The sequence below is a fragment of the Caldanaerovirga acetigignens genome (assembly GCF_900142995.1).
Lineage (GTDB): Bacteria > Bacillota > Thermosediminibacteria > Thermosediminibacterales > Thermosediminibacteraceae > Fervidicola > Fervidicola acetigignens.
Map to the genome: position 1 here is coordinate 52,191 of NZ_FRCR01000009.1, position 19,503 is coordinate 71,693.

Genomic DNA, 19,503 nt, shown 5'->3' on the forward strand with positions numbered 1-19,503 from the left:
ATTATGACCATAATTTTCCTCCATTATGCGTCTGTCTTATTTAATTTATTTTTTTAATTTCAATACCAGTGTAATAATGCTTTAAAATATCTACAAAGCTGGCTCCCCTTTCAGCCATGGCATTTGCTCCGTACTGGCTTAAGCCTACACCGTGGCCGTAACCTATAGTGGTAAACTTTATTTGGTCTTTATTCCTTTCCCATTTGAAATTAGTCGAATTAAGCTCGAACAGTTCCCTTATTTCGGTTCCGCTTACTATCCTGTTCCCTATCCGCATCTTCTTTATACGTCCCCCCTCGCTCCTTTCGATTATTTCCCATTGACTTTCGGGCCTTTGCGGATCAATAGAGATATCGGGCCATTTTTGCCTTATCTTCGAAACAACTTCACTCACCGGTAGATGTTTTATCGCGATAAATTTCGGCGAAGACTCTTCTCCGGGACTTATCACACTTCTTAGATACGGGACAAAATTGCCCCATACATCTTCGGAGTTTTCTGTCTTCCCTCCACTAGTAGAATGAAAAAGGGGATCTATAGGTTCTCCTTGATAAAAGATGATTATGCCGGAGGTGCTATTCACTGCCTGGGATATTTTGCTGTAATAATGATAAAATGCAAATATCCCCCATTTTTTCAACATCTGGCTGGTACTTATCCAAGCTTGACAGTGAGTAGGATCGTCACAGACATCCGCTTCTTTTTGCAGGCTGCAACCCGTCCCCCCTTTGGACCTCATTCTTTTGTAAACATAAGTTCTGGCTGCCACCGCTTGGGCTTTTAAAGCCTCGATCTTAAAGGATGCCGGCATCTCTGCTGCCACTACTCCCTTTACATATTCTTCCAAGGGTATTTTTTCTATCCTGTTTTTTGAAGTTATGTAAAGGGACACCGTTAATTCCTGGGGTTTTACTATTTTGCCCTTTTCATCTAACCCTTCATACAAACGGCTGCTGCAGCTCCTAACTATAGCCGCAGGTAAAACAATAACTAGTAAAAACATAAAAAAAATGATACAATACGCAATATTTTTCATCATATCCCCTGCCCCTATTTGTCCTTTTAAAAATTTTATTTTCTTATCTTGGGGAATATGATGAATTTAAATAAAAAAGAGCCTCAATCGGCTCTTTCTATCTTCCCGCCCAACCCCTTTACCTTTTCGACAATATTTTCATAGCCCCTATCTACATGATGGGCGTTTAAGACTGTCGTCTTGCCTTCGGCCGCAAGGCCGGCCAGTATGAGCGCTGCTCCCGCTCTCAGGTCTGTCGCCTTCACCGGAGCTCCGGTAAACCGCTCCACTCCTTCAATAATCGCGCTTCTGCCCTCGATCTTTATTTTCGCACCCATTCGCTTCAGTTCCTCAACATGCATAAATCTGTTCTCAAATACGGTCTCCGTTATCACGCTTGTGCCAGTACATAGGCTAAGATAAGCCATCATCTGAGCTTGCATATCGGTTGGGAAACCCGGATAAGGCATGGTCTTTACATCCACCGGACCTGGCCTTCCCTTTCCTATAACCCTTACGCCATCCTCGCTTTCTTCAAGTTCCGCACCGCTTTCGATGAGTTTTGCAATAAGAGGCTTTAAATGTTCTGTTACAACATTTTCTACCACCACGTCTCCGTTTGTGATGGCTCCGGCTATTAAATATGTCCCTGCCTCTATTCGGTCGGGTATCACAGTATACGAGATGCCCTTTAAACTCTTGACCCCTTCTATTTTTATGACATCTGTCCCAGCACCTCTGATGTGGGCTCCCATCGAATTTAAAAAGTTTGCAAGGTCCACAATCTCCGGTTCTTTTGCTGCATTTTCTATGATGGTCTGGCCTTCAGCCATTGCGGCTGCCATTATGATGTTTTCGGTGGCACCTACGCTGGGAAAGTCAAGATAAATGATGTTTCCTTTGAGTTTTTCGCATTTAGCTTCTACATACCCATGTCCCATTTCTATATCTGCTCCAAGAGCTGCAAATCCTTTTAAATGTAAGTCAATTGGCCTACTTCCTATAGCACACCCGCCGGGCAAAGATATTTTTGCCCTTTTGAACCTCGCTAAAAGAGGCCCCATCACCAAAAAAGAAGCTCTCATTTTCCTTACAAGCTCATAAGGGGCCTCAAATTTATTTATATCAGATGAATTTATTTTCAAAGCTCTGTCTTTTTTTTCACATCCTGCCCCTAGGGCTATGAGTACCTCCTTCATGACCCTTACATCTTCAAGTTCGGGGACATCCTCTATCGTACATTCTCCATCTGCGAGGAGAGCTGCAGCCATTACGGGCAGGACTGCGTTTTTAGCACTGCTGACTTTCACAGTGCCTTTTAGGCGTACACCACCTTCTATTATGAAACTGGCCAATCTCTTTCCCCCCGAATCTAGTATTCAATCGAAAGAACCGGTACCCCCAACCAGACATAGGTTTTTTGATCCTGATCACTATACCTTACGGCTATATTTATGTTGTATCTTTTTCCCATTATCTCAAGGCTCTCCTGGAAAAACGGGCTGTAACCTATAAAGTTTTGCATTTCGAGGTCTTCCATCTTCTCCACTTCTTTTGTCCTGAGCTCTTCAAGAATTCCCGTTACAATTTTATCTTGTTCTACCCGCTTAAGTTTACCATAAATACCCCCGGCAAGGCAAGTGGTAATTCTTGATTGCCCTCCGTTTGATGTAACTGCAAAAGCTACTTTTTGCTTCACTTCTTTTAGTTTTCTCACATTGCTGCCAGACGCGCTGACCGCTAGATAGGTTTGTGGTTCCTTTTCAAACTCCTCGGGCAATTTTACGCTCTGGACTACTATCCTAACGTAGTTTCCATCATGCAGCAAACCTTCAAGTATCAACACTCTGTACATATCATCCTGTTCCTGGCTTATGGTTAATTTCTCATCTGATGTTTGGAAAATTCTAAAAACGTTTTCTGCGATTTTCTTCATGTCTGAAAACTCCATAAAATTCCTATTTATTACAGACCAGTCCGCCACATCGAACGATTCAATCTGGACTTTGTTAGCTGTCAAGGCTTTAACTAAAAGGTCTTCTTCTGACATGCTGTATGATGAAAAGGAGCTTGCTAGCATAAAAAATACCGTTATGGCAACTATTTTCATAAATTTCACAAATGTCTCCTCCCTGATAAGGATGTTCATTTTAGATTATTGCCATAAATTGTATTTTTTATGCCATCTCCTTTTGAAGTATTCGGTCATGACGTTTCCATACCATAATATTCTTCAAATCTTTTTCGCACACTTTTTAACTTTTCTGCGTTTTTTTCTAAAAGCAAAAAACCCGCCCCTTTTGTAGAGGCGGTTCAAATTATGACTATCATTCCATTACCCCTGCATTACCATTTCCTTTATCTTCATCAATCTCGTGCGGCTGGAGCGCTCGTTTTCGTCCAGTTTCATAGTTATATACTTTATTGTTTTCTCAAGCTGAGGAATAAGCACGTACTCTAGAGCATTCACCCTTCTTCTTGTCTTTTCGATTTCATCTGCCATTAACTGGCACGCTTTTTCGAATTCGGCAAGTTTCAGCATTTTCGGAAGGATGGACGACAAAGTCCGGATGGCAAAGTCCATTTCGGCAGAAGTTCCTGCAAAGCCATAAGGGTACAAATTTTTCCCTTCTTCCATGGATATCTCTATGCGGGGCACATTTACGCTCATTATATTGCTCTTTTTAATATCTATGCTGACTTCAGCCGTGGGAATCATCAGGCTTTCTTCCACAACGCTTGCAGGCATTTGGCTGCGAGCCATCGTAAAACTTTGGAAGGCTGCTATAAGTTCGCGCTCTACTTCCTCCCGCAAGGCCTTATTCTGCTTCACCATATCTATAAATTTCTTTATGAGCTCATCCTGCTTATCTTTTAAGAGCTTGTGGCCCCGCTTTGCCGTCACAAGCCTTTTTTTCAGCCTTGAAAGCTCCATCCGGTTTGGATTAGCCCTTATTTCCATTTTTATTCTTCTCCTTTTTTGGGTAAGTACTTCTCGATGTATTCGTCCCTAATCCTCTTGAGCTCAACTTTCGGAAGTATGGTCAAGAGTTCCCATCCTATCGTCAGGGTTTCCTCAATGCTCCTGTCCTCATCTTCCCTCTGGGCCACATACCTTCTCTCAAACTCGTCCGCGAATTTCGCATATAGCTTATCCGTATCGGAAAGGGCGGCCTCACCCAGTATTACTGCCAGCTCTTTTGCCTGCTTGCCGCGGGCATAGGAAGCAAAGAGCTGGTTCATTGTATCTGCGTGGTCCTCTCTTGTCTTGCCCTTCCCTATACCTTTGTCCTTGAGACGCGAGAGGGACGGGAGCACGTCAATGGGAGGATAAATGCCCTTTCTGTGAAGTTCGCGGCTCAAGATTATCTGTCCCTCGGTTATATATCCCGTAAGGTCCGGTATCGGGTGAGTCTTGTCGTCTTCCGGCATCGTCAGAATCGGTATTTGCGTTATAGAACCCTTCTTTCCCTTTATCCTTCCAGCTCTTTCGTATATTGTAGAAAGGTCCGTGTAAAGGTACCCGGGATAACCCCTACGCCCCGGAACCTCCTTTCTTGCAGCCGAAACTTCCCTTAAGGCCTCGCAGTAATTGGTCATGTCAGTCAGAATTACAAGTACATGCATATCTTTTTCATAAGCCAGAAATTCCGCACAGGTCAATGCCATTCGGGGCGTTGCTATACGCTCTATAGCGGGGTCATTGGCCAAATTAATGAACAGAACCGACCTATCTATGGCTCCGGTGCGCCTGAAATCCGAGATGAAGTAGTCAGCTTCCTCAAAGGTGATGCCCATTGCTGCAAAAACTACCGCAAATTTGCTTTCAGTCCCGAGAACTTTTGCCTGCCTTGCTATCTGCGCCGCCAGTTGGGCGTGGGGAAGGCCAGAACCCGAGAAAATCGGCAGTTTCTGCCCCCTTACCAGCGTGTTTAGACCATCGATGGCCGAAATTCCCGTCTGTATGAACTCTGAAGGATAGTCGCGGGCAGCCGGGTTTATGGGGCTACCGTTTATATCAAGCCTTTTTTCCGGTATTATCATCGGGCCTTTATCCCGCGGGCGGCCAAAGCCGTCGAATACCCTGCCCAGCATATCTATAGAAACGCCCAGTTCTATGCTCTTCCCTACAAACCTGACCTTGCAGTCGTTTATATTAAGTCCAGTCGAACCCTCGAAAAGCTGGACCAAAGCTTTATCGCCGTTTACTTCTAGCACCTGTCCCCGGCGAATCTCACCGCTGCCGGTTTCTATCTCTACAAGCTCATTGTATTTTACTCCTTCCACATTCTCTACAAGCATCAGCGGCCCGACGATCTCTTTTGCCGTTTTATACTCTTTAAGCATCGGCTGCACCTCCTTCTACGAGGTCCTGCATTGCTTTCCTTATTTCATCTTCGATTTCGTCGAACAGGTGCATGTTGGATTCCTCTATATACTTGGCTCGGGCTATCCTTTCGCGCACCGGATGTTTTTCTATATCGGAGAAGAAAGCACCTTTTTCTAGCGCCTTTTGCGCTTCGTGGTAAAACATAAGTATCAACTTCAGCATCCTGTATTGCTTTTCCTTTGAAGAGTAGGTATCGACTTCGTGGAAAGCGTTCTGATGCAGGAAGTCTTCTCTTATGGATCTTGCCACTTCCAGCACTAGGCGGTCTCCTGTGGAAAGGGCATCTATACCTACGAGCCTCACTATCTCCTGAAGGCTGTCTTCTTCCTGCAAGAGCCTCATGGCCTCAGAACGGAGCTGTCCCCAATCGCTGCTTACTTTTTTGTTCATGTATTCTTCTACTACATCAGAGTAAAGGGAATAGCTCGTCAGCCAGTTGATAGCGGGGAAGTGGCGCGCATAAGCAAGTTGCGCATCTAACGCCCAAAACACCTTTACAACGCGCAGTGTCGCCTGGGTAACAGGTTCAGAAAGGTCTCCGCCGGGTGGCGATACAGCTCCGACTACCGTTAGAGCTCCTTCTCGGTTGTCGCTGCCAAGGCAGATAACTCTTCCGGCCCTCTCGTAAAATTCCGCAAGTCTTCTTGATAGATATGCAGGATAACCCTCTTCGCCCGGCATCTCTTCGAGCCTGCCCGACATTTCGCGAAGAGCTTCCGCCCAGCGTGAAGTGGAATCTGCCATCAGAGCCACGCTATATCCCATATCCCTGAAATATTCGGCAATAGTTATTCCCGTGTAAATCGATGCTTCCCGGGCCGCAACCGGCATGTTGGACGTATTTGCAATTAAAACGGTGCGCTTCATTAGCGGCTCGCCGGTCTTTGGATCTTTCAATTCCGGGAACTCCAAAAGAACGTCGGTCATCTCGTTGCCTCGCTCGCCGCAGCCGATGTAGACTACAATTTCTGCATCGGCCCATTTTGCCAACTGGTGCTGCACCACCGTCTTTCCGCTGCCGAAGGGTCCCGGTATGCAGGCGGTCCCACCCTTTGTAACGGGAAAGAACGTATCGATAACCCTCTGGCCCGTCGACATGGGAATTTCAGGCGGCAGTTTTTCTTTATAGGGCCTGGTCTTTCTTACCGGCCACTTTTGCATCATTGTAAGCTCCAGCGCCTTTCCCGATTCGGTCCTCACTACGGCTACCGGCTCCGTTACCGTAAACTCCCCTTCTCTGATGTCTTCTATAATTCCAAAAATACCAGGGGGCACCATTATACGGTGTTCCACTATCACCGTCTCCTGCACCGTGCCTATTATATCACCGCCGGCAACCCTGTCTCCGGGCTTTACTCTGGGCGTAAATTTCCATTTTTTCTCACGATTCAAAGCCGGCACGTCAATACCCCTGGTTATAAAGCTGCCGACATTTTTCTCTATAACGTCAAGGGGTCTTTGAATTCCATCGAAAATACCTTCGAGCATTCCCGGTCCCAGTTCGACGCTGAGGGGTTCTCCTGTGGATACCACCGGGTCTCCGGGGCCCAATCCCGATGTTTCTTCGTAAACCTGAATCGAAACTTTATCTCCCCGGATTTCTATGACTTCGCCGACGAGGCCTTGCGTTCCCACTTTTACAACGTCGAACATCTTTGCCTCGGGAAGACCCGTAGCTACCACGAGGGGACCGGAAACTTTTGTTATTATTCCCTGGCTCATTCCCTTCCCTCTCTTTCAAAAATGATATCCACTCCAATAGCTTTTTCTACAGATTTTTTCACGTCAGTCATGCCGATTCCCAGAGTACCCCGGTTGCTGGGAATCAGAGTTATTATAGGCAAGGTTTTGTTCCTAAAAAGGTCTATTTTGTCCATGATTTTTTCTGCCAAGTGCTCCGTTATGAATATCACAGCATAATTCTCCCGTGCTAGCTTCAACAGCTTTTCTGCAGCCTCCGACTCATCGATGGTGGGGAAAGTATCAATGCCTGTCGACTTAAAAGAAAGAGCCGTATCGTGATCTGCAATTACTCCAATTTTATACATAGACATCCCTCAACCTTTCTCGAATTACGTCTCCCGATATTCCGTTTATTTTCCCCACCATCAGTACCCGGAGTATCTTAATTTCGTTCTCCTTTGCTCCTATATATCCTGCCACCGTTTCAAGGCCGTAGGGTTTATATATCCCTTTTTTTAGAATGCCCAGCAGGAAATCGTCCGACAGTTTTTCGTAAGTAGCCGGACTTCCCGTGGAAATCCAGTTTTCCAATCCTTCCTTGACAACTTTGGCATACTTTGAGGAAGAAAGAGCATCCACCATGGACTGTACCGGTTCTTTGAAATATTTTTCGAAAAATTCCTGTCCAATGGTCCCACCGGGCAGTAACGACTTTTCTAGAGCTTTCAAATCGGATTTCATATATTTTAATCTTACCATCGTCTTAATATTGATTAAGTCCACCAAAGCAACCAGATAGTCCTTCAGAAACTCATGTCCTATTTCCCTTGTAAGCCCAATTAATTCTTTGTAAAGGGCTCTATCCATGGAAAGATCTATCTGCTGGGGGTCCTGGGTTTCCTCAAACAACCTCATTGCTTCCCCGTAAGCAGCTTTCATAGTTTCCGGAACTTTCGCGTCACCTTCGCCTTTTCCCAGTTTTATGAGTTCATCAACGGTTATTTCACCTAAATTTGAAAGATTTTCACGAACATCCGCGCCCAAAATCCTGCTCTTTGCTACAACCTTGAGGTTATGATAATCGTACTTCAGTGTGAAAAACCTCACTATCCTGTGGTCCTTCAGCGATTCTCTTACAGTATTAAGGGTTTTTTTCATGCTTTTCTCGAGCGCTTTCTCAAAATCGTATACCGACTCGAGTTCTTCAAATTCGGGAGCGTAATCGGTCTCAGACAGGACCCTCAGCACTGCTTCCATATTTTCCGCCTCAAGTATCCTTTCGATAACGCTCCTGCCCAGCAGCCTGTTTTCCAAGACTTTCACCCTGCCTGACGCATAGAGGAATTCTTCATCCCTCGGCATTATGGCATCACTCCTCGAAAAGTAGTCGGGCCACTTCGGTTTCTAACTCTTGCCGCTGGGCTTTGAGCAAATATTCGAAAGCGCAGTTTATTTCCACCGTTTCCGACTTTAATATAAATCCGCTTCTTATAGGCCTTTTTTCTTCGGAAATTCGCAAGTTGCCCAATTTCCCTTGTTTTTTCAAGGCTTCGTTTACCGCCGAAAGGAATTCAGGAGTGATTTTAGCCCTATCGTTTTCAGAAATTATAACCTCTTCGTTGCCATCAGCCGAAGTCAAAAGAAGCATCCTCCGGATGAGGTCAAGGTAACTTTGCTCATCCAGGCTGCTGAGCTTTTTCTCGGCTTGTGCAAAGGCTTCATCTATCAATGCCTGCTTTGCTTCAAGAAAGCGCTTCTTTTCTTCCAACTCCGCCATAGAGAGAATCTTCCGTTTTTCTTCAGCGGCCATCTTTTGTGCTCTTTCTCGTGCCTTAATTTCTATTTCTTTTGCTTTTTCTCTTGCCTTTTCTAGTATTTCGGAGGCCTTTTTTTCTGCCTCTTTAATTATCCGGTTTTTCTCTTCAGCGGCTTCTTCCAGTATCCTTTCTTTTATTTTAGTAATGCCCTGCATTATGGTGCACTCCCTACGACAACTTTAAACCGAAGAGCATCAATATCGAAGCAAGCAAGGCAAGAACCGCGTAAGTTTCTACCATCGCCGAATAAGTGATACCTTTTGCGAGTTCTTCCGGCCTTTTAGCTACTATTCCTACGCCTGCGGCCGCTGCCCTAGCCTGCGATATGGCCGAGAGCAATCCTACTACAGCAATCGGAAGGCATGCCGCAAAGACAAGAAGTCCCTGATAGGTTGTAAGGGGAAGTAAATTGCCGCCGAGGAGACCTATTCTCTGCATGACTACGAAACCGGTGAGGAGTCCGTAAATTCCCTGAGTTCCTGGCAAGGCCTGAAGTATTAGAGTCTGGCTGAATTTGCTGGGATCTTCGGTTACGACCCCGGCCGCTGCTTCGCCTACCATTCCAACTCCTCTTGCAGAACCTATTCCTGGCAGAAAAACTGCCATGGCAGCTCCTAAAAGTGCTAGAACTTGTCCCAAAGTGATATCCATCTTAAAATTCCTCCTTCATTATTGTTTAATTTTTTATGATTATTTTTATAATGCAATCCTACTTAATCTCTCTTTAATCTTTTTCCATTAATGGCCTTCTATATCAAGGTATTCGGTTTTCATCCTCAATGGATCAAAGGGCCTTCCACCGCCATCGTAAAACTTTCCAAAAAACTCAATATACTGCAGACGGCTGCTGTGAACGTAAGCACCAAGGGCGTTCACCGCGATATTAAACAGATGTCCCCCAGCCATTATTACTACCATTGCTATATATCCAATAATATTTACTCCGAGCATTTTAGCCATGGTATTTATAACGGTGGCTATCACACCTGTCGCCAGACCTAAAGCCAAAAGTCGCGAATATGAGAGCACATCGCTGAGGTAACTAGTCACGTTGTAAAGGCTGAGCAATCCCGACGTGAATTTTTTTATTATGCTCCGCTGCGTTCTACCCTGGGTTAGCACAAGACCAATAGCTCCCACTAAAGCAACGTATTTAGCCACCCCTGCGGTCCCTGGAAAAGCCAGCATTATGAGCCCCGTCAGGAATACCAGCCAAAGCCCTTGATCCATCAAAGCATCGGCAAATTTCCCTTTTCTTATGTTTTTGTAAGCACTCAAAACTATTCCAGTATATATTTGTATAAGGCCCATAGCAAAACTCAAATATAAAACCGCCATGGGGTTATCTAAAGGATTAAGCCATAGAGGTTTTACTTTTATTAGATCTCCAAACCAGCTTCCGAAAATAATTCCCCATATAAAAGTAGAGATGCCGCATAAAAAGAGAAGTTCAACTAATTTTTTGCCCATCCCAGCTAACTTGAGTTTCCACAATGCAAGGGCTGAAAGCAGCGATAGCACCAATCCGTAAGCTGCATCGCTTACCATCATTCCAAAAAACACGAAATAAAACGGCGCCATGTAAACATTGGGGTCGATTTCCCTTGGATCTGGAAGGCTGTAAAGCTCAGTCACTATTTCAAAAGGCTGTACCAATCGCGGGTTTGATAAAGCAACCGGTATGTCGTCATCTTCTGCGGGGTCTTCAAAATCAAGATGAACCGTATCTGTAACGGAATTGATTGCGTTTTTTACCGATTCTACAGCATTTTCGGGAACATATGCCTTCATTACAAATATCTTTTCGGTGTCGGCCATCTTTTGCAGGCTTTCTTTCTTTTGCTTTTCTAAAAGCCAGTAGTCGTAAACCGCCTTGAGATCCAGCAGATTGTCTGAGAGTTTGGTAATCTCCTCTTTTATACTCTTCCTTTCGGCTTCTATGGCCTCAAACCTCTCCTGTAATTTCCAGACAATCTCCTGAGGCGTTCCAGTAAATCCGCTGAATTCTTCGGTATTTACCGAAAATTCCTTGGAGAGCTCCTGTACCTCAGTTCTAATGGAACTATGATATACAGCAAGGGCCAGGCTTTCCTCCCGGCTTTCGCCAATTGGAATTACTTCCAGCGGCATGTCACTGTCTTTCACCTTATTCATAAACTCTTTGAAATTCTTTTTTGGCACAGTGATAGCCTTTATATCAACCTTTCCCGTGCTACCAAGGTCCTCTACCGGGATATCTAGGGCTCCCCAGGGTTTTATTAATTCTATCTGGTTTACTATCCTTCCCTCTTCAGTTTTTAGCCTCGAAAACCTCTGCTCGAACCCATAAATGGAATCTACCACTTTAAAAATTTCTGCCTTGCGGCTTAAAATTTCCCCAAGTTTTTTCAGACTGACTTTAGGCCTTCCATAGATAAGCGGATTTTGTTCCTTTGCATAAGGCTTTAGAAATTCTATGGCAAATTTCAACCTTGAAAGCCTTGTCTCCAGTTCTGAAAGCTCGGCAGTTATTTTTGAATTGCCTCCTTCTTGTTCTTTTACATCCGCTATCTCAACTGTTCCTAGCCTTTGCAAAGCGTCAAGGAGGCTGTCCAAATCATCCTTCAAACCTAAAAGGAACATTTTTTTCATTTTAACTATCGCCATATAAAGTCACTACCTTCTTTACTATAAAGTCGGCTGCTTGAGGAATTCGTTCTTTTGACCTTTCAACCAATCCTTTTATCCTTTCTTCATACTCCTCTTTTAAAGACTGGGCTTTCCTTTCCGCTTCCTTTTTAGCATCTTCAACTATGCTATTGAAGACCTCTTCTCCCTTTTTTTGAGCACTTAAAATTACTTCTTCCGCTTTTCTATTTGCTGCACCTATAATAGACTTGGCTTCTTTCTCGGCTTCTTCTATTATAGCTTTTGCCCTGCTCTCGGTCGCCCTTATATCGTCTATGACCTCTCTCAAGCTAAAATCACCTCCCTATGATAAAATAAATTATTTCTTTTTTTTGAACTCTAACGTCAAAAGTTTATATACACTCATCGCGCCTGAAAAAGCCCCTAACAGTACTCCTAAAATCAAAAAAAGGCTGCCTGACGAAAGCCTCCTGTCCAAATAGGCTCCGAAATATACGCCACCCAGGATAGGCAAGGCCATATTCAAGCCAATTTGAGTCAAAAGTGCAATATGTTGAACTAATCTTATATCTTTCATAGTGGTAATTATACAATATAGCAAAAAAAAATTCAAACCAGATGATTGGAAACTTACAATCGATTTCTTATGCTATCTTCTTTTTAATCTCAATTTCAGTAACTTTTGTGAACCGTATCACAATCTTTTAATTTTTCTTCTGATTTCCAGGGTTATTATTAGATTTTCCCTTTATCTGAAGTGCTCTTTTTTTTTCCGGCTTTTCCCGCTGTTTGCTTTGCTCTGCATCATTTACTTTTTTGTCAACCCGTGCTTCTTGCCCATCACTTATTTCTTCATCTTTCGCTTTCACAACTTCATCATTATAATTTCCAATAGCCGGGTATTCTTTCTTTTTTTTGACTTCATCTGGCAGTGTCTGTTTTTGAGGCGTCTTTCTTATTTTATCTTTGTCCTCTTCTTTCTCGTCGTTTACTGAGGTAAACTTCAGCTCTTTGATTAAGTCCTTAACTTGCATCTTTTTTATGTTCTCCAGCTCCAAATTGACGCCCTTTTCTTTCAACTTCTCATAAAGCAATAGTTTGCCCTCGGATATTCCAAGTTTTTTTGCCTCATTGTGCAATTTTATGGAGGAATGCTGCACGTAAAGTTCAACTTTGTTCTTATCTTCCTGCTGTACGGAAATGCCGACTTCGCCTTTAATTTTTTCTAATTCCTTCATTGCAGTTTGTTCCAGTTTTTTCCCAAGAGCCAACTTTTTCTCGTCCTTCAAGTTAGATATCGTAATCATTACCACCGACTCCGGGTTTAGGAACTTTTGCTCTCTGGCCCTTTCAAGCAGTGTTTCCATAACTTTTTCTGCAGGCAAAGCCCTATAAGATTTAACGTTTCCTACCAATCGCTTTCCGTCTTCATTTAAACCTATGACGTCCACTGTCCGGTCGAACCTGTTTAGTGATATTTCTATGCTCGGATTCACATCCATCGTGACGTAGGTCACTGGCCGGTAAAAAGCCATCGCGTATCCCGCAAGGACCGAAACTATTACCAAAGCAGCCGCTATGGATGCTATTTTTTTAAATAACTTGCGGGTATCTATCTCGCGGATTTCTATTTCATCTCCAATCTGCCTGTCTTTATATTTATTTTGCACTTTTATGAACTCGCCTTTTTTATTGACAACTATAATGTAGTCGCGCTGAATATCTACAATAACAGCCTTCACCTTTTTACCTCCATTTTATGTAATCTTTTATGTACTTATAGTCTCCCGAAAGGATTACGACCGCCGCTATTATATAATTTCGCCCGCGCTCTATCTTCTTTCTGGGTATTTTTGTGGCTTTTTCAATTTTTTCTATGGGCAGATACTTTTTCTCCATTATAGTCTTCAAAATTTCGGGAGACGACATAATGTAATCTACAACCTGAAGATAAACCCTTCGAGTACCTTCCTGTTTAGGAGAGCTTTTTGCAACATCCAAAAAGGAAATCCCCCATTTGCCGAGTTCTTCTTTAATCTCCAGTATTTCAAGCCTCCTTAATCGACTTGCCTCGTCTTCCCGGTGTTTTTTTATGGATTCTTCGGCACCTATTTCCGGTTCGATTTCCTCCTCATCATCCGCACTGTGCCAGATATAAATCAAAGCATCTGAACTCTTTTTTTCCTTCCTGTAGTAATCTATGAGCCGGTTTTTTATTACATTTCTCGCAAAGGCTAGGAAATTGCCCTTATTAATGTCAAATTTTTGAATAGCTTCGTTAAAGGCAATCATCGCTATACTTAGCTCATCGTCTATGCCGTATTCAACCCGGCGCCCTATGCATTTTTCGACAACCGATGCTATAAAGGGCTTGTATTCTTCTATGAATAGACTTATATTGTCCATATTTCCCTTAATCGCCATTACTCGTTCATTTATTGAAGGTTGATTCATGGCTACCTCCGCATAATGAGAATAACTCTTTTAAATTATAGCAAAAATTTCCGCAGTTATTAAGTCAAAGGCCCGTTGATTTTGCTTTTTTCATTTGGTAGGATTTGAAATATAAAAATTATTAACCGCAAAGAGAGGTAGAACGTTGAAAAATGTACATCTTCTGGATTCCCTGCATATTGTCTTTTCTCTTAGCAAGCCTTTTTTTCACGGAAAATAAGTCTGCATCCTGTTTTGTGGATTTTGCAAAAGGTTACCTCGCTCTGAGACTTGCCGGTATTTTTTCTCATTCTGGCCTTTCATACCTTTTTGCAACGGCTGGACTTTTACTAGGACAATCCAGACCTATTTTTAGAGGTTTTAAAGGAGGTTCTGCCGAAGTTTTAAGCCTGGGGATTTTAACTTTTATGTCGCCAATTTTAGGCATTATTCTGCTTTTCTTCTTTTTACTATTAAAATTCCTTTTTCGTGATTACGAAGATGCGGTCTTTGCAACTTCGTTTCTAATACCCATACTGGCACTAAAGTTTTTCAAAAGCGACGCTTATATACTTATGTCTTTTTTCACTTTCGGGGTTCTAATTGTCCAATTTCTACCGCCGGCACTTGAAAAATATATAAAACCCCGGTTTTTGACAAGGGTAGCCTTTGCCTTCTTGCTGTTTTTCGCATGTGCCCTGTTTTTTTTCAACAAATACGTCTATAAAGGCTTTGGAGTCCAAAAAGATCTAATACGGCACGGACCCGGGCACTTTAAGTATGTAGCAATTACCTTCGATGATGGCCCTGATCCATTATATACGCCGCAAATTCTAGATATATTAAAGGAAAAGGACGTTCGAGCCACGTTTTTCCTCATAGGCAAGAATGCCCAGCAGTATCCGGAAATTGCAAAAAGAATAACAAAGGAAGGTCATACTATCGGAAACCACACCTATTCCCACAAGAGCCTTATTCCTCTCTCGGCCGCCGCTACACGGAAAGAAATTAAAAGGGGCGAGGAAGCGATTTTTAAAGCTACCGGGATAAGGCCTACCTTGTTCAGACCGCCAAGAGGAGTATATTCTACTTATGCCCTTAAGTTTCTGAGGCAGGAGCGCTATACGGTGGTGCTCTGGGATGTATCGGCTATGGACTGGGCAGAACTTCCTCCTCAAAGTATTGTCTCTAACGTTTTGCGCCACGTAAGGCCAGGTTCGATAATACTTTTTCACGACAGCGGGGATATAGTTTCTTTTAAAGGCGGCGACAGAACCAATACCGTAAAAGCCCTTCCCCTCGTGATAGACGAACTCAAAGCTCAAGGTTATGATTTCGTAACCGTTGATGAAATGATATTCTTATCTGAATTGATGAGGACTGAGGACAATGGTGAGGATAGTGACAGCCAAAATCCAGCACATTGAGGCGGTGGTTGATATATTCTGCGCCGCCTTCCATAAAAGCATCACCTTTTTTACACCCGATATCTCCAATGTAAGGGAGGCTTTTAAAGATTTTTTCGGGCTTCTTATGGAGACCTTCAATGGTGGATTTATGGTAGCCCTTAATGAAGGCGAGGTATGCGGGTACATAATAATGGCGGATGATGTGAGGAGGCTTTGGGTAAAGGCGATTTTTTCCGGATTCATTTTCAAGATAGCGGCAAAAGCTCTGAGGGGAATATACGGCATTGGACTTGCGACAATTTATAAGGTAGTCAAGAATAAACTGTACTATTTGAAGTTTGAGATTTCCACAGAAAAAACAGCCCAGCTCCTTTCCATAGCCGTCCACCCATCGCACCACGGGAAAGGCATAGGTAAAAAGCTGCTAGAGGCTGGCCTTAAATATATAAAGTGCATGGGAATCAAGAAAATAAAACTGGAAGTAAGACCTGACAACAAATCTGCACTTTCGATTTACGAAAAGTACGGCTTTCAAAAGGTAGGAAAAGCAAAAGACCTACAGGGCGATTGGCTCATAATGGTGAAAGAATTATAAAGGGCAATTTAAAAAAAATATGTCCCGAGATACATTGCTCTCGGGACATATACGTTATTCTCTCGGAAGCAATTGGTTTAATATAATGCCCAAAACCGCAGCAAGACCTACACCACCCAGTTTAACCCCTCCTGGGAAGTTGATTACCGCTCCCCCTATTCCCACTACCAGGATAATACTTGCAATTATCAGGTTTCTAGTCTTTTTAAAATCTACGCCGTTTTCCACAACAGTCCTAACTCCTATGCTTGCTATCATGCCGAACAGGATTATGGATATGCCTCCTATAACCGGTTCAGGAACCGTCCTGATTAAAGCCGTAAGCTTTTGAAAGCTCGAAAGCAGGATGGCGATAAAAGCTGCCACCCTCATCACCTGAGGCTTCCAAACACCGGTAAGAGCAAGAACCCCAGTGTTTTCGGAGTATGTGGTATTGGCAGGCCCACCGAAAAGTCCGGCCAAGGACGTAGCTATACCGTCACCTATCAAGGTCAAGTGGAGTCCCGGATCTTTGACGAAATCTTTACCCACCGTTGCGCCCACCGCCAGCATGTCACCTACGTGTTCCACCATCGTCGCTACGGCTACCGGAGCTATCAACCCTATAGCGGCAAGGTTGAATTCGGGCCTTGTGAAATTCGGCACCGCAAAAAGAGCCGCATCCTGCACAGGTTTTAGGTCAACGATCCCGAATATCAAGCATGCAACATAGCCTGCGATCAACCCCACCAAAACGGGCACGAGTTTAAAAAATCCCCTTCCGTAAACGCTCACTACCATAACCGTGGCTAGCACTATTAATGCAATGGTCCAGTTTTTGGACGCGCTTTGAACCGCCACCGGCGCAAGATTCAAACCTATTACCATTATTATCGGCCCTGTTACTATGGGAGGAAGAAGTCTTTCCATAAATTCCCTTCCCAAAAAGTAGACCAAGATGGCCATTACTACGTACAAAAGCCCTGCGACTATAATGCCGCCTTGAGCTGCCGGAACGCCCCACTGCTTTACTACAAGAGCTACAGGGGCGATGAATGCAAAGGACGAACCCAAAAAGATCGGCACTTTTCTTTTCGTCACAAGATGGAAAAATAGTGTGCCTATCCCCGCAGTGAAAAGTGCAACACCGACATCCAGTCCGGTAAGAAGCGGAACCAGCACAGTAGCCCCAAACATTGTAAAGGTATGCTGAAGTCCCAGGATTAGAAGCTGTAACAGCGATATTCTGTCTTCCTCTTTTAAAGGCCCTGATAGTTCCTTTGAATTTGCAGTCAATTCTTTCACACTTTTCCTCCTTTCGAAATCAAAGCCCCTGTTGTAAGGCAGCAGGGGCTTCCTTATAAAAAAAGCCTTTCTCTGTCAGGCAGAGAAAGGCTTTTTTTCCCTACGCCTTACTAGCCTCACAGGACCAGTTTAAAGGCTCATAACTTTTCCTGTAGAATCATAACACATAGCAGGGTTACAGTCAATACTTAAAATTTTCAAAGGACCAGAGCCGTTCCAGTGCTTTTTTCATATACTCTTCGTCTATTTCAAATCCGATTGCACTTATATTCAACTTTAAACAGGCGATCGCCGTGGTCCCGATTCCCATAAAAGGATCCAGGACAAGTTTGGTCCTCTCAACCCCATGGAGTTTTATGCACATTTCCGGGAGGGTAACCGGAAAAGTAGATGGATGCGGGCGCTGTTTTTCCCTATCCCTTATGGTTTCATACGGAATAAACCAGGTATTCCCACGGCATCTCTTGTCTTGCTTTGCGCTTTTCCATCGTCCTATATTTGACTTATCCTGATAGGGCACTCCTATGGCAAGTCTGTCAAGCTCAACCTTTCCGGTCTTTGTAAAGTGAAAGATGTATTCATGATTGTCGTGTAAAAAGCGCTTTCCCTTAATGGGTTTATAGTGACCTACTGCCACATCACCGGATATGGCGGGATATTTGCCGACAGAACTTTTTTCGATGGCGATGGATTTTACCCAATGGATAACATTTTGAAGCTCAAAATGCTTCCTGAGCCTTTGCGCTACATCTAAGGGTATCCATGGATCGCTCGGTTTTCCACCTATATTTAGGAAAAAAGAACCGTCATTTTTCAGCACCCTCTTAATCTCAACAGATACCTTTTCCAACCAGTCCAAATATTGCTCTCGCGGCATGTTGTCACAATGGCTGTTGTAACGTATGCCTATATTGTAAGGCGGGGAAGTGACAACCACGTCCACTTCTTCCTGCTTCAAGTATTTTCTCATACCCAATAAGCAATCCTCAAGATAGAGGGTAATTTTTCCCCCTACCTTATAAACCCTTTCCGAAGGCAAATCCGGCATATCCTTGCCTCAACTCCTTCAGGAACAGTCCATTCCGGAAGCCCGTTCCGGCCTAAACTCCTCCGGCCTTTTTTCTGACATTCCAAAATAGTACAGGATACTCTCTACAATCCGCTTTGAGGCAAATCCATCTCCGTAGGGATTCACAGCATTCGCCATGCGGAGGTATTCAGTCTCATCTTTCAAGAGTATTTCTGCTTCTTTTAGCACATTTTCTTTTGCTGTTCCTATCACCTTCACAGTGCCTGCCTTAACAGCCTCAGGTCGTTCTGTCTCGTTTCTCAGCACCAATACAGGCTTCCCCAAGGAAGGCGCTTCTTCCTGCAAGCCTCCCGAGTCAGTCATGACCATGTAGCATCTGGCCATCAGGTTGTGCAGCTCGTCGGTATCAAGTGGAGGAAGGAGTATTATTCTCTCGCTATTTTTGAGTATGCTATAAGCCGTATCACGGACCGCAGGGTTCAAGTGTACGGGATAAACGAGAACAACATCTGGATTGCGCTCCACCACGTCCCGAAGCCCCCGGCATATTTCTTCAAGGGGTCTCCCCAGGTTCTCCCTCCTGTGGGCGGTTACAAGTATCACGCGATTTTTCTCGAATTTCAACGAATTGAGGACCGGTTGCTTGAATACATAGTCTTTTTTCACGGTAGTTTTCAATGCATCTATTACTGTATTTCCTGTAACGAAAATAGATTTGGGGTCAACTCCTTCATTGATTAGGTTCATCTTTGCCGTCATTGTCGGCGCAAAGTGAAGATCCGCAAGAGCTCCTGTAATCTTCCGGTTCATTTCCTCTGGAAAGGGCAGCCACTTGTTGTGGGTTCTCAATCCCGCTTCCACATGTCCCACCTTGATATGCAGATAAAAGGAAGCAAGAGCTCCAACAAACGTCGTAGTAGTATCGCCGTGCACCAGCACTAAGTCGGGTCTTACCTCATTTAGCACATCCCTTAACCCGGAAAGCGCCTTTACGGTGATGTCAAACAAGCTCTGCCTTTCTTCCATTATGTCCAGGTCGTAATCGACCTTTACATCAAAAAGGCTCAACACCTGGTCGAGCATCTGGCGGTGTTGAGCTGTAACGGCCACCTTGCAATCAATATAATCGCTCTTTTTGAGTTCCTGCACCAATGGGGCCATTTTTATGGCCTCAGGTCTGGTTCCAAATACCGTCAAAACTTTTATCCTTTCCAAAGCT

At 43.9% G+C, this 19,503-nt stretch carries 20 protein-coding genes; 2 read left to right on the forward strand and 18 right to left on the reverse strand.

Features of this window, described 5'->3' with window-relative positions:
• Positions 1–40: 40 nt before the first annotated feature.
• The 15 genes from spoIID to sigI form a co-directional block, all read right to left on the reverse strand.
• Positions 41–1,036: a stage II sporulation protein D gene (gene spoIID, locus BUB66_RS08080; protein ID WP_073257511.1), complete on the reverse strand. Its 996-nt coding sequence runs from the start codon at positions 1,034–1,036 to the stop codon at positions 41–43.
• Between the two features lie 83 nt (positions 1,037–1,119).
• On the reverse strand, positions 1,120–2,370 hold the full coding sequence (gene murA, locus BUB66_RS08085) for a UDP-N-acetylglucosamine 1-carboxyvinyltransferase (protein ID WP_073257375.1): 1,251 nt from the start codon (positions 2,368–2,370) through the stop codon (positions 1,120–1,122).
• Between the two features lie 17 nt (positions 2,371–2,387).
• The gene (locus BUB66_RS08090) at positions 2,388–3,125 is read right to left on the reverse strand and encodes a YwmB family TATA-box binding protein (protein WP_244269804.1); all 738 of its coding nucleotides are present in this window, start codon (positions 3,123–3,125) and stop codon (positions 2,388–2,390) included.
• Between the two features lie 225 nt (positions 3,126–3,350).
• The gene (locus BUB66_RS08095; RefSeq protein ID WP_073257381.1) at positions 3,351–3,977 is read right to left on the reverse strand and encodes a V-type ATP synthase subunit D; all 627 of its coding nucleotides are present in this window, start codon (positions 3,975–3,977) and stop codon (positions 3,351–3,353) included.
• A gap of 2 nt (positions 3,978–3,979) precedes the next feature.
• Complete coding sequence (locus BUB66_RS08100; protein ID WP_073257384.1) at positions 3,980–5,362, reverse strand: V-type ATP synthase subunit B; 1,383 nt, start codon at positions 5,360–5,362, stop codon at positions 3,980–3,982.
• Positions 5,355–7,127, reverse strand: coding sequence for an ATP synthase subunit A (locus BUB66_RS08105; protein ID WP_073257387.1), 1,773 nt, complete (start codon positions 7,125–7,127; stop codon positions 5,355–5,357). Before BUB66_RS08105 ends, BUB66_RS08100 begins: the two co-directional genes overlap by 8 nt.
• A complete protein-coding gene (locus BUB66_RS08110; protein ID WP_073257390.1) occupies positions 7,124–7,453 on the reverse strand; it encodes a V-type ATP synthase subunit F in 330 nt (109 codons plus the stop codon). Before BUB66_RS08110 ends, BUB66_RS08105 begins: the two co-directional genes overlap by 4 nt.
• The gene (locus BUB66_RS08115; protein ID WP_073257393.1) at positions 7,446–8,450 is read right to left on the reverse strand and encodes a V-type ATP synthase subunit C; all 1,005 of its coding nucleotides are present in this window, start codon (positions 8,448–8,450) and stop codon (positions 7,446–7,448) included. The genes BUB66_RS08110 and BUB66_RS08115 overlap by 8 nt, the downstream gene beginning before the upstream one ends.
• 7 nt (positions 8,451–8,457) lie before the next feature.
• A complete protein-coding gene (locus BUB66_RS08120) occupies positions 8,458–9,060 on the reverse strand; it encodes a V-type ATP synthase subunit E (RefSeq protein WP_073257396.1) in 603 nt (200 codons plus the stop codon).
• A 13-nt stretch (positions 9,061–9,073) separates the two neighbouring features.
• Complete coding sequence (locus tag BUB66_RS08125; RefSeq protein ID WP_073257399.1) at positions 9,074–9,556, reverse strand: V-type ATP synthase subunit K; 483 nt, start codon at positions 9,554–9,556, stop codon at positions 9,074–9,076.
• Positions 9,557–9,643: 87 nt separating this feature from the next.
• The gene (locus BUB66_RS08130; protein ID WP_073257402.1) at positions 9,644–11,551 is read right to left on the reverse strand and encodes a V-type ATP synthase subunit I; all 1,908 of its coding nucleotides are present in this window, start codon (positions 11,549–11,551) and stop codon (positions 9,644–9,646) included.
• Positions 11,538–11,861 carry a hypothetical protein gene (locus tag BUB66_RS08135; RefSeq protein WP_073257405.1) on the reverse strand — a complete coding sequence of 108 codons (324 nt, stop codon included), beginning with the start codon at positions 11,859–11,861 and terminating at the stop codon, positions 11,538–11,540. The genes BUB66_RS08130 and BUB66_RS08135 overlap by 14 nt, the downstream gene beginning before the upstream one ends.
• A 30-nt stretch (positions 11,862–11,891) precedes the next feature.
• A complete protein-coding gene (locus tag BUB66_RS08140) occupies positions 11,892–12,110 on the reverse strand; it encodes an AtpZ/AtpI family protein (protein WP_073257408.1) in 219 nt (72 codons plus the stop codon).
• Between the two features lie 127 nt (positions 12,111–12,237).
• Complete coding sequence (locus BUB66_RS08145) at positions 12,238–13,275, reverse strand: anti-sigma factor domain-containing protein (protein WP_073257411.1); 1,038 nt, start codon at positions 13,273–13,275, stop codon at positions 12,238–12,240.
• A 4-nt stretch (positions 13,276–13,279) separates the two neighbouring features.
• On the reverse strand, positions 13,280–13,987 hold the full coding sequence (gene sigI / locus BUB66_RS08150; protein ID WP_073257413.1) for an RNA polymerase sigma factor SigI: 708 nt from the start codon (positions 13,985–13,987) through the stop codon (positions 13,280–13,282).
• 236 nt (positions 13,988–14,223) lie between these two features.
• Between sigI and BUB66_RS08155 the strand changes: the two genes are divergently transcribed.
• Both BUB66_RS08155 and BUB66_RS08160 read left to right on the forward strand, forming a co-directional pair.
• Positions 14,224–15,393: a glycerol-3-phosphate acyltransferase gene (locus BUB66_RS08155; RefSeq protein WP_244269800.1), complete on the forward strand. Its 1,170-nt coding sequence runs from the start codon at positions 14,224–14,226 to the stop codon at positions 15,391–15,393.
• Positions 15,356–15,970, forward strand: coding sequence for a GNAT family N-acetyltransferase (locus BUB66_RS08160; RefSeq protein ID WP_073257417.1), 615 nt, complete (start codon positions 15,356–15,358; stop codon positions 15,968–15,970). The genes BUB66_RS08155 and BUB66_RS08160 overlap by 38 nt, the downstream gene beginning before the upstream one ends.
• Positions 15,971–16,024: 54 nt before the next feature.
• On the opposite strand, the gene BUB66_RS08165 is transcribed toward BUB66_RS08160, so the two are convergent.
• From BUB66_RS08165 to wecB, 3 genes are all read right to left on the reverse strand, one after another.
• Positions 16,025–17,254, reverse strand: coding sequence for a uracil-xanthine permease family protein (locus tag BUB66_RS08165; protein ID WP_073257419.1), 1,230 nt, complete (start codon positions 17,252–17,254; stop codon positions 16,025–16,027).
• Positions 17,255–17,435: 181 nt separating this feature from the next.
• Complete coding sequence (locus BUB66_RS08170) at positions 17,436–18,302, reverse strand: DNA-methyltransferase (RefSeq protein WP_073257422.1); 867 nt, start codon at positions 18,300–18,302, stop codon at positions 17,436–17,438.
• Positions 18,303–18,320: 18 nt separating this feature from the next.
• Positions 18,321–19,499 carry a non-hydrolyzing UDP-N-acetylglucosamine 2-epimerase gene (gene wecB / locus BUB66_RS08175; RefSeq protein WP_073257425.1) on the reverse strand — a complete coding sequence of 393 codons (1,179 nt, stop codon included), beginning with the start codon at positions 19,497–19,499 and terminating at the stop codon, positions 18,321–18,323.
• Positions 19,500–19,503: the final 4 nt, after the last annotated feature.

Bases quoted from the DNA above. Each gene is read 5' to 3' on its own strand.
- BUB66_RS08110 (WP_073257390.1), bottom strand. From the start codon at position 7,453: ATGTATAAAATTGGAGTAATTGCAGATCACGATACGGCTCTTTCTTTT.
- BUB66_RS08170 (WP_073257422.1), bottom strand. From the start codon at position 18,302: ATGCCGGATTTGCCTTCGGAAAGGGTTTATAAGGTAGGGGGAAAAATT.
- BUB66_RS08095 (WP_073257381.1), bottom strand. From the start codon at position 3,977: ATGGAAATAAGGGCTAATCCAAACCGGATGGAGCTTTCAAGGCTGAAA.
- BUB66_RS08105 (WP_073257387.1), bottom strand. From the start codon at position 7,127: ATGAGCCAGGGAATAATAACAAAAGTTTCCGGTCCCCTCGTGGTAGCT.
- BUB66_RS08140 (WP_073257408.1), bottom strand. From the start codon at position 12,110: ATGAAAGATATAAGATTAGTTCAACATATTGCACTTTTGACTCAAATT.
- BUB66_RS08115 (WP_073257393.1), bottom strand. From the start codon at position 8,450: ATGCCGAGGGATGAAGAATTCCTCTATGCGTCAGGCAGGGTGAAAGTC.
- BUB66_RS08160 (WP_073257417.1), top strand. From the start codon at position 15,356: ATGGTGAGGATAGTGACAGCCAAAATCCAGCACATTGAGGCGGTGGTT.
- sigI (WP_073257413.1), bottom strand. From the start codon at position 13,987: ATGAATCAACCTTCAATAAATGAACGAGTAATGGCGATTAAGGGAAAT.
- BUB66_RS08125 (WP_073257399.1), bottom strand. From the start codon at position 9,556: ATGGATATCACTTTGGGACAAGTTCTAGCACTTTTAGGAGCTGCCATG.
- BUB66_RS08100 (WP_073257384.1), bottom strand. From the start codon at position 5,362: ATGCTTAAAGAGTATAAAACGGCAAAAGAGATCGTCGGGCCGCTGATG.
- BUB66_RS08120 (WP_073257396.1), bottom strand. From the start codon at position 9,060: ATGCAGGGCATTACTAAAATAAAAGAAAGGATACTGGAAGAAGCCGCT.
- spoIID (WP_073257511.1), bottom strand. From the start codon at position 1,036: ATGAAAAATATTGCGTATTGTATCATTTTTTTTATGTTTTTACTAGTT.
- BUB66_RS08130 (WP_073257402.1), bottom strand. From the start codon at position 11,551: ATGGCGATAGTTAAAATGAAAAAAATGTTCCTTTTAGGTTTGAAGGAT.
- BUB66_RS08090 (WP_244269804.1), bottom strand. From the start codon at position 3,125: ATGAAAATAGTTGCCATAACGGTATTTTTTATGCTAGCAAGCTCCTTT.